This window comes from Enterococcus malodoratus ATCC 43197, assembly GCF_000407185.1.
Classification (GTDB): domain Bacteria; phylum Bacillota; class Bacilli; order Lactobacillales; family Enterococcaceae; genus Enterococcus_A; species Enterococcus_A malodoratus.
Genome location: NZ_KE136482.1, coordinates 788328 through 802687, shown reverse-complemented (window position 1 = coordinate 802687; position 14360 = coordinate 788328). Strand labels below are relative to the sequence as shown.

Below are 14360 nucleotides of genomic sequence, written 5' to 3'. Positions count from 1 at the left end.
AGGTGAGGAGATTTTTGCGTGAATACTTAGATAGATGTTTGTTACTTTAGAAGATTTGTAGTAATTAGTGTCAAGGGCCATAATAAAATGTTGGTTTTGGGCCATTGAAATTGTAGGTAGTTTTCTCTTTATCGTTTCGTTTCTTTTCCTTTCGTTTCACTATAACTTTTCATTCGATAGGAAGGTCCTGTAATTTGAATAATTTTAGAATGATGGACCAATCGGTCCAATAAAGCATTAGTCAATTTCTTATTACCAAAAATTTCGGACCATTGAGACAGAGGAATATTCGTTGTAATAATCGTTGATTTTCTTTCGTATCGCATATTAATTAGTTGAAACAGTAAGTTAGATCCTTCTTTTGAGAAGGGGAGATACCCGACTTCATCAATAATTAATACAGAATAGCTCGCATATTTTTTGAGCATGGTATCACTTGTCCCACGTTTATGTGCCCGGATAAGTCGATTAACCAGTTCTGTACTAGTGATAAATAAACAGCTCTGCCCTCTATCAATACACTCTAAACCAATTGAAACGGCTAAATGGGTTTTTCCAACACCGCTATTTCCAATGAATAAAAGGTTGTCATACGTGTCTAAAAAGCGTAATGTCACTAAATCTTGAATTTCACTTTTTTTGATTTTGGGTTGAAAATCAAAGTTAAAATCATGAAGGCGTTTATGATAGGGAAACATTGCCCGTTTTAAAATTTTTCTTTGGGTCTCCTTTCTACGATAGCTAATTTCTTGATGTGTTAATTCAAATAAAGAATCAACTAGAGATTGTTCATTTTTAGCTACTTCATCTAAATGGGCAGGTAAAATTTCTTTGATACAGGTAAGATTTAAATCTGATAATTGATTTAATAACTGATGGTAATTTGACATATGAGCCTCCTTATAATTCATCGTAAGCATCTAAATTTTCTTCTACAAAGCGCTCCAACTCTTCGTCTTCTAAGTATTTGAAGACATCAGATCGAAGAATCTCAAGAGAGTCATCACGTTGATAATTTAAGGTTTTTTTGCTTAATGGGTGCGAGTGAATACATTGATGGCCATACCAAATGAATAGACTGTCCTTACGGACATCTAAAGTTACCTCTTTACCAATATATTTCACGGGAACAGAATACTTTGAGTTTTGATATTGGACCATGGATTCAATGGAAACTTTTCTAATTACGTGTTGGGTTCTAGAAACATATCTGACTAATTATAAACGATTGAAAGGACGCAACACCGATTGTTCATCTATAAGAAGCTTAGAGGGATGATTATTCACTGCTTGAGAACGTTCATTATTTAAGTCATTCATAAACTCATAGACGATTCGTTTTAGCTCCTGCTCATTTTCAAACTCGTAGTTAAAGACCATTAAGCGGTTAACAGTACGAGCTAAAGCTTCAACTTTGCCTTTGGTTTGTGGACGAAAAGGGCGACAAGCAATCGGATTGAATCCAGCATCTTTAGCAAATTGACGAAATTTTTCGTTAAAAACGGTTTGACTAAATTGGCTTTTACTTCTATCAACAACTGTTTTCATATTGTCAAACCAAATTTCTTGAGGAACACCATTCCCGCAGTACTCAAACGCATTGACCAAACAATTGAAGACATTCGCTTGGGTTCGATCAAAGGTTACCTCTAAGTATTTCATGCGAGAATAGCCTAGAATATATAGAAAAAGATTGAAGTAAAAGACTTCACCATGTTTACTCACCATCTTAATATTTTCTTTCCAATCGACTTGAGCAGAAAGACCTGGCGTCGTTTCAATTCGAATGGTTGCTTTTTTTACACGCTTTTCTCGATAGTTCCGACAATATCGTTTGACGGTGGTATAGCCACCTTGATATCCTTTTTTCTTAATAAAATAATAAATTGAAGAAGCGGAACAGCTTAACTCCATTTTATCTTTAATAATTTCTTCAAAACCGCTTAATAAAAGAGGAGCAGAAGATTGTCTCTTTTTGATCTGTTCTACTTCCCCTTTAGTTCCAGCTTCATAGTAACGCTTGACTGTTCGGTAATCACAATTATATTGCTTGGCCATGGCTGCATAGTTAGGTTGAATATCGTTCATAATGTGTCGTAAGACTCCTTCTAAGACATCTTTTCGCATGAGTCACTCTCCTTGAATGGTTTCATGAAAAAGAATATCAGATTTTAAATCTAACCTACATTTTCGATGGCCCTTTTCCTACATTTTATCGTGGCCCTTTACATATTGATCATACGATGGCAGGGTTGAAACGAAATCAGCTATCTAGCAGGGTGGATGAAACTTCACCATTTTATATTGACCCAATGCCGAACTTGTATTTTACCCGTGATCCTTTCTTGACAATCGGAAGCAGCATCGCACTGAACAAAATGTATGCCGAAACCCGTCGCAGAGAGACCTTATATGCCAAGTATATCTTCAACCATCATCCCATGTTTATGAAGAATTCTGTGAATCTGCTGTACGATCGTGAAGACAGTACGAGACTGGAAGGCGGCGATGTGTTGGTGCTTTCAAGTAAGGTGTTAGCTGTTGGAATCTCTCAAAGAACGGATATGGAATCTATCAAAAAATTAGCCGCCCGCATTTTTGAAGCAGAGCCAAGCTTTGAGCAGGTACTGGCCTTCAATATTGGCGAAGAACGGAAATTTATGCACTTAGACGCCGTCTTTACGATGGTGGATCATGATAAATTTACGATTCATCCAGAGATCGAAGGGGACTTAGTGGTCTATTCGCTAATCAAAGCCAATCAAAAAGTGACAATTAGTGAAGAAAAAGATACGCTGGAGAACATTCTGTGCCGCTATCTTGATCTGCCTGCTGTCGAACTAATTCGCTGCGGCGGCAACGATATCACCGCAGCTGCTCGGGAGCAATGGAACGATGGCGCGAACACTCTAGCAATCGCCCCTGGCGAAGTGATCGTCTATGACCGTAATACAATCACGAACAAGAAATTAAAAGAAGCCGGCGTCAAAATAAATACAATCCCAGGAAGCGAGCTCGTTCGCGGCCGAGGCGGACCACGCTGTATGAGTATGCCGTTTGTTAGGGAGTAGTTGAGGTTTGACTAGGGTCGCCATATAGAAAAGGAAAATAGGTCATAGCTATTTTAGAAAACTTACTAGCATAGACAATCAACAAGATATTCTGATTTATTGTCAGATAAAACTTAATAAACTGATAAAAGATTTTTTAGTCCAAACGAGATGACCGAGTAACTTGGCATCTCGTTTTTTGTTTGGACGATAGACTAGTGAGTTAAGATGTTCGTGGTTCGATCATTGAAACCTGTTCGTGAAAAGTAGGGTTAGATGAATGAGCTGATTTTTGAGCTTTTTAATCGATGAATGCATTGGCTAGTGTCGCTTAATCATCTGACTAATGATTGACTAGATCCACAAAAAAGGCGCAACAACTAATGAGAAGAAATCTTTCGAAATTAAGGGTTGTGATACAATAAAAGGGATTAAGGAAGAACTGAAAAATAATTAGGAGGGGAAGAAATGAAGTATTTAAAATTTCTTTTACTAGCATCACTTACGGGAATAATATTGGTAGGCTGTACAAATAATTCATCAAAAACTACAGACAGTTCAAAAGAAAAAAGTAGTCAAGTAAGTTCTAGCTCGGCTATAGAATCCACTGCAAGTAGCAGCAAAACGACTAGTTCAACGTCAGCAGAATCTCACACTGCTGCTACAAATAGTTCAGAGAAACAAAACGTTACGACTGGATTGGTGGAAGAAGCTATATTGAATAACGATTATAGTTCTTTGAATGGAACTTGGACAAATTCAAATGGCTACCAATTAACATTCAATAATGGTTCAGTCACTTTATCTGGTGAAGGGGTTGGTGGGGCAACAGAATTTTCATTAAGCAAACCAGAAAAACAGAGCAACGTAATCTTCCTGTCGTTTGATCCGGCTCCTGCACCTAATGGAATGAACTTAATGCTCGCTTTGAAGGGAACCAGTCCATCTGAGGGGATAGATACAGATGGAACTGATTCAAATTACGATCGAATTATCATGGGAAACAACGGCGGAACAACGCTGTTTGCTACTAAGGAAAATGGTGGTATCCCAGATACGGCCTATTACAGAGAAAAATAATAGGGTAAATGAATAATACTCACCTTTACTGAACTTGATTTTATTGCATCAAGAAAAGAAGCAGCCTACATTTTATTGTAGGCTGCTTCTTTGGTTGAACTTAAGTTAGTTTTTTGCTTGCGTACTGGCAAAATAATTATCGATATAGTCCTTTATTGTTTCAAAATCCTTTTCCATAAATAAGACTGCCGGTACTTCGATTATTGGAAGATCATTCTCATTTTTAAAAGGAGTAAATGGCACAGAAACTACCAAATAATCAACGGAGTCTTTATCTCGAAGATAGTTAAGGGAAACGTCGTAATCCTTAGAAAAATACTCTTTCAGAAACTCCGTGTCAGCGAATAATGAACCGAAGTTGACAGTTAATACAAAGCATATTTTTTTCATGATGGATTCTCCCTAAAACTTTAAGAAAACTCTTCGTTCATTAACGGAAGACTAGGGCAACTCTTGAGGTTTATTGTGGAAATCAATTACCCCAAGCTAACCAAATCAAGGATTCCAGCAACAATCAAAAGCGTACCAAGCAGGACATTTATGACAAATCCGATTTTATTATTGGTGTTTAAGCCATTCCCAAAATTCATATATTTAGGGATAAAAATTCTTTTATCTGAAGTAAAATAAACCCCTTGTAATTGTTTGTTTTTCAATAGTTGTGGCACTTTAGCCAACGGCCAGATCAGTACTAATAGACCTAAAATCAATTCAATCATTATCGGCACCTCGCAATATAGTTTTATCTGGATTCATTCTAGCACTTCATTACTCGATAAGAAAGAGTAGGGAAGTTAATTAAGGTACGAGCTGGGATAACTCCATTTTTAAACAAAAAAAGCTGCAGGAAAACCTGCAGCTAGAGATCAAAACCATATTTTAGATAACTGTCAAAGAGGTGTCTTTTACTATAAGCGCTTCACTGTTAGTAAGTGGAATCATGTCATTTATTTTATCGTATTTGTTGAAGATATCGATAGTGATTTGAGAAAATGGCTCTTCTTTATAGTGCGGAAGCGGGTAATAGGGAATCAAATTTAGTCCGGTATAAGAATTCAGAGTAGGAGCTTTAGATTTGTCATCCATCTGAGAAGCGTAGTCGATATTCTCGGAAGTGATTACGGCGCCAGCGGACTCACCGATGTAAATTTTACCTGCGTTTATTTTAGAAAGTAGCACTTCAAATGCCCCAGATGCTTTCAATTGTTCCAACAAATAAAAGGTATTACCGCCTGAGATATAAATGAAATCATTTTTTTCGAGAGTGTTGGCGATCGTGGAGCTGTTTTCAGTTGAAATGTCCAATACATCTACGCTGAAATTCAAATTTTCAAATACTTGTTTAGCCTCATCAACAAAAAAATCGACCTCTTCAACTAAGCTGGCCGTGGGGATAAAAGTAACCCGCCTCTCATTAGGGAAATCCTTGAGATAATTCGTAAATTTTTCGGCTACATCTGAAAATGATGAAGATAAGAACATATTAATCATAAAAAAACTCCCTCCGATTCAATTTAATTAACATGATAGCAGTAGTCTGAATTCTAGTCAAACGTACGTTCGTTTTTGTGTTTCGACTAATAGGAAAATAAGCAGTGCTAATTGGGGTAATTACAGAAAAAACTACTGTTAAATCGATGTAGTCACCAAGAAATAAAGTAATAGATAGATTACTGATGGGAATCGCTAGTAGCTATTAATGCGATGACAATTAGAGAAATGAAAAAGGAGATAACTCCCAAAAATTCAAGTAATAACCGAGATAGTGAGAATAATGGAAAATCAATATGTAAGATATCTTGTAGTTTGATCATTGCCTACAAATTTAGAAACAAAACTAAACAAAATAAGAAAGAGTGTTTATCATAGAATGATAACAATTTGAGTAATCTTTTTAACATATCAGATCATTCTCCACTTGTTTTCAATGAATATACCAAAGAAATAGTGGTATATTCCGATATTTTGCGGGTATACTTGTTCTAATAGAAACAAATAAGAAAGGACTCTATTAATGCACAAATTTCGTAGTCTAGCCAAACGTTTTCCAATCATATTTTCAGTTATTGTCATCTCGATCTCTATGTGGCTCATATTTCTTCCTGATGATGGCTCTCTCGGATGGGGGCTGATACTCACCAACTTAAAAGGACGTTTCGCAGTATCCGTATTACTCGTCGTGCTTATGTTCTTGTTAGGCATGGGGAAAGGCTTATTTCGGGCAAGTGGAATTGTCAAAGTTTTTTTTGATGGTTGGGTATTACTCTTAATTGGAGCCGTATATTTAGTTGTACAAGTATTATCATTGGATTTTTCCGCTTTTGGCGAGGGGTTAAACGCTCTTATTTTGATGGCCTTTCTCTTTGATATGTTTTGTACCGGGCTATTTGAAGAAGTTCTAATGCGCGGTGTCGTTTTTCAGAGCATGGCCTCTTCATGGCGTGACAAAAAGAACGGGATACTCATCAGCGCAATTGTTTCCAGCATATTGTTTGGTTTGGTGCATCTGCTGAATTATACCGATGGTCTTCTGATCGCGACGATGACGCAGATTATTTTTAGTACATTTATTGGGATTTATCTATGTGGTGTCTTTTTAAAGAGAGGGAATATGTGGTCTGTTATTCTGCTGCATTCCGTTTTTGATTTTCTGACTTTGTTTTTCCAGCAAGAGTTTACAGAATCACCCAAAGTTGTCGAAGCCGCTTCAACCGTGACAGACCTGCCCTTATCGATGGGGCTGATTATGATTATGGCGACTCTACCGCTTTGTATATTAGGAATTCGTACAATACGCCGATATGCGAATGTTAATAAACCGATAGAGCTTTCTTAAAAAATAGCCTTGGACAAAGGCGTTTTTGATATACCTTATTTAAGTTGACGAGTTATAAATATCAAGAAAAAAAACTCCTAACTAATGTTAGGAGTTTAACGATTCATTTACGTCGTAAGCTTCAACGGCTATCGGCAGGGCGTTGATGATTTCATTTCCAACGGCAGGAAGGCCGATTAAGATTGCACTGATCACTTCTTGTCTAGACGCACCAGATTTTTTTGCCAGCATAACGTGGAATGGGATACCACTCGTTTTTCCTGTTGCCGCAAGGACCGCGAGATAAGATAAATGATTTGTTTTATCCTCCAGGGCACTTAAATCACCCCAAGTTTTTACTAATTGACCAAAAGCCTGTTGATGTTCAGGAGCATCTTTTGCAAATGATTCGAATGAGCTGCTTAATTTCATATGATATCCTCCATTTTTTCAATGATTATACCATTTAGTTTTTAGTCTGTTAACGGAGGAAATGGAGTCGCTCGGGGAAATGGTTTTGAAAAGACCTTGTACACGTCTCAGAATCGTCAATTCCTCTCTAAAATTCATAGCGGTATCTGTAATAGATATCAAACCTAAAAGTTAATAGTCGAGTAGTCCATCAATGATTAGTGATCTTTTGATGCGTTACAAAATAATCTAGACATATTCCTAAATTTATACTTGTACTAAAAGAATGTCGCCTCCAAGAAATATTTATAAAACTTTCTCCTGTTTTTTGAACATCACCTTGAGCGACCTAAATACATACAGAAAGAAAAACATGAATGAACCCTAAATAAAAAAGCTTAGTCGATTTTATAGATTAAGCATATGAGATCAAAAATTTTGTCATCAATTCTTTTTGCCTCATTTCTCCGATAGTAACCGCCTGAGAATCCGCCTTGTCAGAAACAACACGTATGGATAAAAAGCGAACCCTGTTCAAAAAGCAGCATTGAGCTATCGAGGCTGATTCCATGTCAACGCAGTCAATATGAAAGTCATTAATTAATGCGTTTCTTTGTTCAGAAGTAGTGACGAAACCTTCACCTGTACCAAAAGTACCTAGCTTTAATGTTGGATCATGAGTTGAAAATGAATGAAGGGCATGGTTATCTGCTTCGAAAAAGAGTTGATAAGGGAATTTGAGCTGTGATTGCTTTTTACGAATGTCGTAATGACAATATTTCTTCCCAAGAAAAATGTCTGATAAAGAAGAGCTAGAAGATATACCGCCACAAATACCGATATTAAGAATCAACTCTGGAGCGAATTTGTCAATCAATACCTGGGTGTAAATGGAACTATTCGTTTTACCTTGCCCAGAGCAGAGCAAAATGAATTGATGATCGTTTTGAGTTGAAACAGAGAATTTTTTTCCTAGGTATTCGAATGTTTCTATAGGAGATAATCGTTCTATCAAGGGTTGAATTTCCAATTCCATCGCGGAAATAATTCCAATTTTCAAAATAGTACCTCCATAAAATTTAATAAAAGTGAGGTTCCAACATAATATGGAAGGTAGAACCGCCCGAGCTTAAAGAATTTGCAACAATAGAAGTACTCCCACCGCCAAAATCATTATGCTGAATACGGATAGAAAGATTATTTTACCGTATTTATTTCGTAGGGAACGTGATTGGATAATCCCGACAACTGAAAAGATACCGATAAAAGTAAACAGCCCATTAAAAACGATCGGGTAATAATTAAGTGGCAGAGGGGTATAAATAGCGATAAATGGGAATAAGAAAACTGCTCCTACCATTGATAAAATAGCAAAAACGATAAAAAGCAGAAGCTTTACTGTTCGATCTTTAATAAGAATCGCCGTGGCAGTACCACCAAAGATACTGATAAGAATTGAAGATAAGCCAAATAAAAGGATTGGAATAATCAAAGCAGTAAGGATCAAAGGAAATAGTATTAGTACTAAATGAAACATCAGATCACTCCTTTTCGTTTCAATTTTATCATATTTAGAAATCTGTTTACTTCAAAAATATCAAGAAAAGTGACTATGTAATTGAGAATGAAAAGAATGTGATATCGAATTATCATCGGATTGGTGTTGATCCAAATTGAAGAAGTTCAGTAATCCAACGAAAAAAAAGACCACTTATCCGAAAACAAGCGGTCCAATCAAAATTTATTTTAAAATATTTTGCTTCCGTCTTTAACTTTGCCCAAAGAGGTTAATAGAATACAGCCATCTTCAGTATCACTGCCTAGTATTCTAATCTCACTTTTGACATCGCCAATTCGGATGGGTTCAAAGCTGCATACACAAACAACTTGTTTGCCGATAATTTCTTCTGGTTCATAGTTAGTCAACTGTGCCGAACTCGTTTTACTCCCCAATTCTCCTAGATCGACCGTCACTTTATAAGCCGGTTTTCTGGCTCTCTTATTCAAGGAAACGGCGGTAATCGTACCAACTCTCATGTCAACTTCGTCAAATTGTTCCAACGTAATCATAATTTTCCTCCTAATAGTCATTTATATAATAGTACCATAAATGCAGTCCTGAAAAAGAACGGCAGAGAATAAGCGTACTATTTTAAAGTATAGAAAAAACGAACTAGATCAGCTAGCTCGTTTTAGTATTCCGCTCATTTTTGACTTTAAAAAAGATACTTACCAACAATAATGAAGTTGAAAAACCTTTAGCAAATTCCAACGCCGAACTATTCCAAAAATTCGCCAGGAAAAAGAAGAATATACAAAGAGCAATTGAAAACTTGAAAAAAGCATCATAATTTTTAATCAAAAGACTCACATCCTTTTTATCCTATTATAGCAAATGAAGAGAAGCTGAATATTAGATAAATTATTTATGTTAACCACGCTTATCACACATAAAAAAGGCCCCAATTATGAGGCCATAGATTTTAAATTATTAATGTTAATTTTCTCCGATAAAACAGGAGTAATGGGTATAAAACGAATCCCGATATTACTTCGATAATTTCCCCGCCATAATACCAATGCCGCTTAGTTTGTCGAAATCTAGGGTGGCCCCTTTGCATTTTTTTGCGCTCTTATACACTAGGGCAGCGGTGATACTGTCAACTACCTGCGCTTCGCAGTTTGGGCAAATAGAACTAGGTATATTCATCACTTCAACGGTACTTTCTTTACCGGGAGCCTCCATTTTTGTTGTCGCGTCAGTCTCGCAGCAATACGTTTAATTTGTCGGCCAGCAGTTCATAACGCGGCAAGTCAGACAGCACAGAGAACACCGGATTTTCCAGCACCGCACTAACAATTTCACGCTTCATGGCCCGCTCATCGCGAGGTAGCACGGGCATGATAATAGAACTTCCCGACATCTGCCTTTCTCTGGCTTCTTTGATTAATGGAAAAAAGTCGTCGGACTCTATGCCAAGCGGAAAAATAGGCTCCGAAGCAAGCAGGGTATAGTTTTCCAACATCGTAAGAGTCTTATCGGTGCTTCCAAGGTTCAGGTATCCCAGTGCGACCGTCATATAGAAAGATAGAACCGGTAAGGGAAAAAGGAAGCGTACTTTAAAAATATCCTCTAAAACTAGTGTGCGTTGACAAATTGCTTCAAATTCTTCGGCATCATCGGAGCAGATGGAAAGGTGCGATGTGATCTCATAAAAAAGAGTGATCACAGCATCAAAAACACTGCCTTGCGATATGATCTTAGCTTCCAATTGATTGCCAAGCATTTGGTGTGCCTGGGATAACAGTGTCCCGATGGATGGTTGCGGCTCATGCCTGTTTTCTTTTTCCAATAGTGCGACGATGTTTTGCGGATTGTCACACATCATTTCGCAAAGAGCTTCACTTTGAAGGGCGAGCCTCCTCAGTTCGATGTTTTCGGACAGCTCTTTTACACGTACAAATAGCGCTTTTGCCTTGGCTATTATGGTATTTCTTTGAACATCATCTTCTGCTTCAGGGGCGTAGTTGAGTAAAAGAATTGCGATTTGATAGAGCAGTGAAGAGCAAGCATAGTATTTCTTGGCAATGACGCGGCAGCGTTCCAACACTTCATCCAGTGGTTTTGCGGCAAATTCGTCGATTAACTTCGTATAGAGTGCACGAATTTCTTCATCCGTCAATTGTGGTTCATAGCCCATCAGGTCATCCAGACTGATATTAAAATAGGCGGCAAGCTGTGGTAGAAAATGGACATCGGGATAGCTTTTTCCCGTTTCCCACTTTGAGACAGAGGCTTTGGACACGCCCATGAAACTTGCCAATTCTTCCTGCGTAACACCTTTTTCTTTTCGCTTGCGAGCAATATTTTCAGCTATACGGATCTCTTTCGTAGTGATCACCTCTATTCTTTTTTATCTTGAATTAATTATACTGAACCTGAAGGAGCGTATTCAATGGATTTGTGGTTAACTTTGAGCTGATAAAACAACCTGTAGGAAACATGACGAAATATTATTCTATGGCGCATTTTGATATCTGTTAGGAGAAAAGGTAAGAGGTGCGTACTGAAATAGAAGCTGGTAGAACAGGAGAGGCAACAGTCAGAAGGAAACCACGGAGTAACCTCTGCAAATGATGAAGAGGTTGATGGAAATTATGAGGAAGTATGATTGATGTTGATTAGGATTTACTTTGCTTTTGAAAGTAAAAGATCAGCTAACCACGCCAATAGCAGAGTACTAGTTTCTATATTTGTTGAAAAGAATTAATCAGCATAAGTATCGAGTCTGTAATAAAAAAAATAAATTAAATTGAGACTAATTGCTGTTATGGAAAATGTTAAAGACCAAACTGTCAGACTTAATGTAAAGGAATAGTGTTCTATGGGATTTTCACCGTTGAAAGTGGTATTTAACAAAGTAATTATAAAAGTGGAAATCAAAGCAACAATTGTCAAAATATCTTTATTAGATTCAATAATAAACTTCATCTTCACTCTATTTTTCTTTAAAGCGATTTTAAAAATAATGAGAGTTATCAAGTTAGATATAGTTCCAAAAATTATGATTAATGCAACAAGTAGTAAGAAAGTTTCTTTTGTCAAAATTGTGGTTGATCCAGCCGATTTTATAAATACAGTAAGCGTGATCCAAAATGTTAGTAAACTACTAGCAATGACAAAAAGAAATCCGGATAAAACGGTAAGTAAAGTCTTTCTTTTATCCATTTTCACTTAAATCACCTCGAATTAAGAATACTATAGAAAAACTAATCTCACAATAAGTAGATGGAAGACAAATCTTTAATCAACTAACTCAGCCTATCAAAGACAAAATAAAGAGAGCCTAAAAGACTCTCTAGAGTGTTGTGAAATTTAACTTAAATTAATAATAAAAAAGTCAATTTCAATATCAAATGTTACCTTTCCTGGCGAATAATTTGTCAATTCAAAGTTAACATCATGAAGTTGTGGCACACCAAGCTCTCTAGGTAGTGCCATAGTTATTTGAGGTAATTGAAATCCAGAATCATAGGAGAAAGATTCTTGATTATACCAAGGATCATCAGAACCTAACACAGAAATTTTCATGTGCTTCATTTCGTAATCATTAGAAATAACTCTGAAAGAAGTTCGTGCAGATTGCCCATCATAAACAACATATCCAAACTTTCTAGATATCTTAAACGATTCACCGTTATCGAGAGTCACTTTGGTTTTATAAGGCGTCGCTAGTGGAGATATTTCAGATTGTATACTTGATTTAGCAACTTGTGGTTCTGGTTGGCTTTCAGCAGCACTAACTGAAATTGGGGACATTACATTAACAAACAGTATACCTAATAATGAAAAATTAAAAATCTTTTTCATAATAAACAACTCCTTTTATTTTCAAGGACATTTTATCATTTAATAAAAGTAAAATATATGGAAAATGATTTGAAACAAAACAATCGAACATTTAATAATATATTTTCGGAATGAATTTTAAACATATAGTAAAAATTGATTGATAAAAATAAAAAAGTCAACTAATCGAAGCAATTATATAGAAAAAGACCACCGCAATATGAGGCGGCAGTCCAAGCTAGGTAAGGGAAACTTGTCAGTAGTTTACCTAGCACACACATAGGTTGTCTATTTTCCGATAGACTTATAAATTTTAGCAATATAGAACTATAGTTTTCAACCGCGAACGGTAGCAAGGAGGAAAAATGATTAAGATAATTCTGTATTTAATGGATGGATAAGTTCTTTGAAGAGGAGACAGATTATATGAAAGACTGCTTGTAGTGATTATAGTAAAAGGGAGAAATATTTAGTAAAGATAGAGCGAAGGGGAAGAATAAGCAACGCTAATTGGAGCTATCAAGTAAAAAAGACTCTCTATTCGGAGTCTTTACAAATTTTTTTTCTGTCTTTCAAGTTACTCGAAATAGTAATTCCTGTGATCATTCCACATGAGGCTATTGCAATCCACCAAATAGCCACGATAGGTATTAATTGACGTGTTTTCAAATTCATCACCCCGCTTTTAAGTATGCAGCATTAACTGAAATTGAACAAGTTAAAAAAAGAGAATTGATTACATTAACTGGATCTATGAAAGAAAAAGGTCGTCCCAAAAGTTAGTTTTTTTTCGATGAGAGTTAATACTCATATTGTATACTTGATTATTCTATTAATTATATTAATCTCGAGTTGAACTTGGCAACAATCTAATGAGTAGTTCGGTGACCGACGAAAATACATAGTATAAAACACACAAAAACCGCTGCATTTAGGGGGCAGCGGTTAATGAAAATGAACTAGGAGTTTTTAATAGAGTGTTAGTTTAAGAAAGAGACCTAGCTCACAAATAATAGTAACAAACTGAAAAAGAGTGTCAACCGCGAACGGTACCTAAATAATAATTTTGCTTATCATGTAGTATGCAAACAATAAAAAAAGTCACAATTAAGCAGTAGAATTTAAACTGATTTATGAAAATTTCCGTTTAGCAGCTATTTGACTGATGAATGTAATACCGAAAGTATCGCGAATGATCCTATGAAAAACTAGCCAATCACATGTCTTATAGAAAAAAGCAATCATCTAATGACTGCCTTTTAAAAAAGTATTAATTGCCTCTGTAAAGGTATCTGAAAACAAAATTATAGCGATGCTCAAAAGGGATAGAAAGAAGTTGAAACCTAGAAAGACCGCATTAACAATACCAACAATTATTCCGATATAAAAGAATACATTTGGTTTGATAGAGCTCGTCCATTTCATAAGAAATCCTCCTTTTATCTAAGTGTACCTTATGCAAGGGGGTTATTGGAATAAGACCTTGGGACTAAATTAACAGCTATTTGGAATACATTTCTGTGCTTTATGTATCAACATAAAGATTATAATTTGAATTCTTAATGGCAATAATCGTAGTTGGAACGTCTTCTTAGATACTAAAATAAGTTTAAAAACAAGGTTATCATTGTTAATTCATTTGGGTTTAATCTAA

Annotated in this window: 14 protein-coding genes and 2 pseudogenes; 4 read left to right on the top strand and 12 right to left on the bottom strand. The window is 36.1% G+C overall.

The features are described 5' to 3' along the window. Positions 1-128: 128 nt before the first annotated feature. Both istB and istA read right to left on the bottom strand, forming a co-directional pair. Positions 129-890, bottom strand: a complete 762-nt coding sequence (gene istB, locus I585_RS13735) for an IS21-like element helper ATPase IstB (RefSeq protein WP_003129321.1) — start codon at positions 888-890, stop codon at positions 129-131. Positions 891-900: 10 nt separating this feature from the next. Then, a pseudogene (gene istA / locus I585_RS13730) lies at positions 901-2127 on the bottom strand (IS21 family transposase). Positions 2128-2231: 104 nt separating this feature from the next. On the opposite strand from istA, the pseudogene I585_RS13725 reads away from it, so the two are divergent. Together I585_RS13725 and I585_RS13720 are read left to right on the top strand one after the other, a co-directional pair. Then, positions 2232-3071 (top strand): annotated as a pseudogene (locus tag I585_RS13725) (arginine deiminase); the annotation flags it as partial. Positions 3072-3518: 447 nt separating this feature from the next. Further along, positions 3519-4130 (top strand): DUF6287 domain-containing protein, encoded by a 612-nt coding sequence (locus I585_RS13720; RefSeq protein ID WP_010742392.1) that lies wholly within the window; start codon positions 3519-3521, stop codon positions 4128-4130. A 105-nt stretch (positions 4131-4235) separates the two neighbouring features. Here I585_RS13720 and I585_RS13715 read toward each other — a convergent pair whose 3' ends face one another. The 3 genes from I585_RS13715 to I585_RS13705 all read right to left on the bottom strand — a co-directional run bounded on the left by I585_RS13715 (position 4236) and on the right by I585_RS13705 (position 5621). Then, positions 4236-4520, bottom strand: coding sequence for a hypothetical protein (locus tag I585_RS13715; RefSeq protein WP_010742391.1), 285 nt, complete (start codon positions 4518-4520; stop codon positions 4236-4238). Between the two features lie 86 nt (positions 4521-4606). Beyond that, complete coding sequence (locus I585_RS13710; protein ID WP_010742390.1) at positions 4607-4849, bottom strand: hypothetical protein; 243 nt, start codon at positions 4847-4849, stop codon at positions 4607-4609. 160 nt (positions 4850-5009) lie between these two features. Beyond that, complete coding sequence (locus I585_RS13705; protein ID WP_010742389.1) at positions 5010-5621, bottom strand: Type 1 glutamine amidotransferase-like domain-containing protein; 612 nt, start codon at positions 5619-5621, stop codon at positions 5010-5012. 523 nt (positions 5622-6144) lie between these two features. On the opposite strand from I585_RS13705, the gene I585_RS13700 reads away from it, so the two are divergent. Beyond that, complete coding sequence (locus I585_RS13700) at positions 6145-6966, top strand: CPBP family intramembrane glutamic endopeptidase (protein WP_010742388.1); 822 nt, start codon at positions 6145-6147, stop codon at positions 6964-6966. An 87-nt stretch (positions 6967-7053) separates the two neighbouring features. Here the strand turns inward: I585_RS13700 and I585_RS13695 are convergent, their stop codons facing one another. From I585_RS13695 to I585_RS13670, 5 genes are all read right to left on the bottom strand, one after another. Continuing rightward, on the bottom strand, positions 7054-7377 hold the full coding sequence (locus I585_RS13695) for a carboxymuconolactone decarboxylase family protein (RefSeq protein WP_010742387.1): 324 nt from the start codon (positions 7375-7377) through the stop codon (positions 7054-7056). A gap of 394 nt (positions 7378-7771) precedes the next feature. Then, on the bottom strand, positions 7772-8416 hold the full coding sequence (locus tag I585_RS13690) for a 5'-methylthioadenosine/S-adenosylhomocysteine nucleosidase (protein WP_010742386.1): 645 nt from the start codon (positions 8414-8416) through the stop codon (positions 7772-7774). Between the two features lie 69 nt (positions 8417-8485). Beyond that, positions 8486-8893 (bottom strand): hypothetical protein, encoded by a 408-nt coding sequence (locus tag I585_RS13685; protein ID WP_010742385.1) that lies wholly within the window; start codon positions 8891-8893, stop codon positions 8486-8488. Between the two features lie 209 nt (positions 8894-9102). Continuing rightward, on the bottom strand, positions 9103-9426 hold the full coding sequence (locus tag I585_RS13680) for a tRNA-binding protein (RefSeq protein ID WP_010742384.1): 324 nt from the start codon (positions 9424-9426) through the stop codon (positions 9103-9105). 689 nt (positions 9427-10115) lie between these two features. Further along, a complete protein-coding gene (locus tag I585_RS13670) occupies positions 10116-11258 on the bottom strand; it encodes a helix-turn-helix domain-containing protein (protein WP_010742383.1) in 1143 nt (380 codons plus the stop codon). Between the two features lie 483 nt (positions 11259-11741). On the opposite strand from I585_RS13670, the gene I585_RS13665 reads away from it, so the two are divergent. Further along, entirely contained in the window at positions 11742-12095 is a 354-nt protein-coding gene (locus I585_RS13665) for a hypothetical protein (protein ID WP_010742382.1), read from the top strand. A gap of 137 nt (positions 12096-12232) precedes the next feature. Here the strand turns inward: I585_RS13665 and I585_RS13660 are convergent, their stop codons facing one another. Together I585_RS13660 and I585_RS13655 are read right to left on the bottom strand one after the other, a co-directional pair. Beyond that, positions 12233-12727, bottom strand: a complete 495-nt coding sequence (locus tag I585_RS13660; protein WP_010742381.1) for a hypothetical protein — start codon at positions 12725-12727, stop codon at positions 12233-12235. Between the two features lie 1224 nt (positions 12728-13951). Next, positions 13952-14131: a hypothetical protein gene (locus I585_RS13655; RefSeq protein ID WP_010742380.1), complete on the bottom strand. Its 180-nt coding sequence runs from the start codon at positions 14129-14131 to the stop codon at positions 13952-13954. Positions 14132-14360 lie beyond the last annotated feature (229 nt).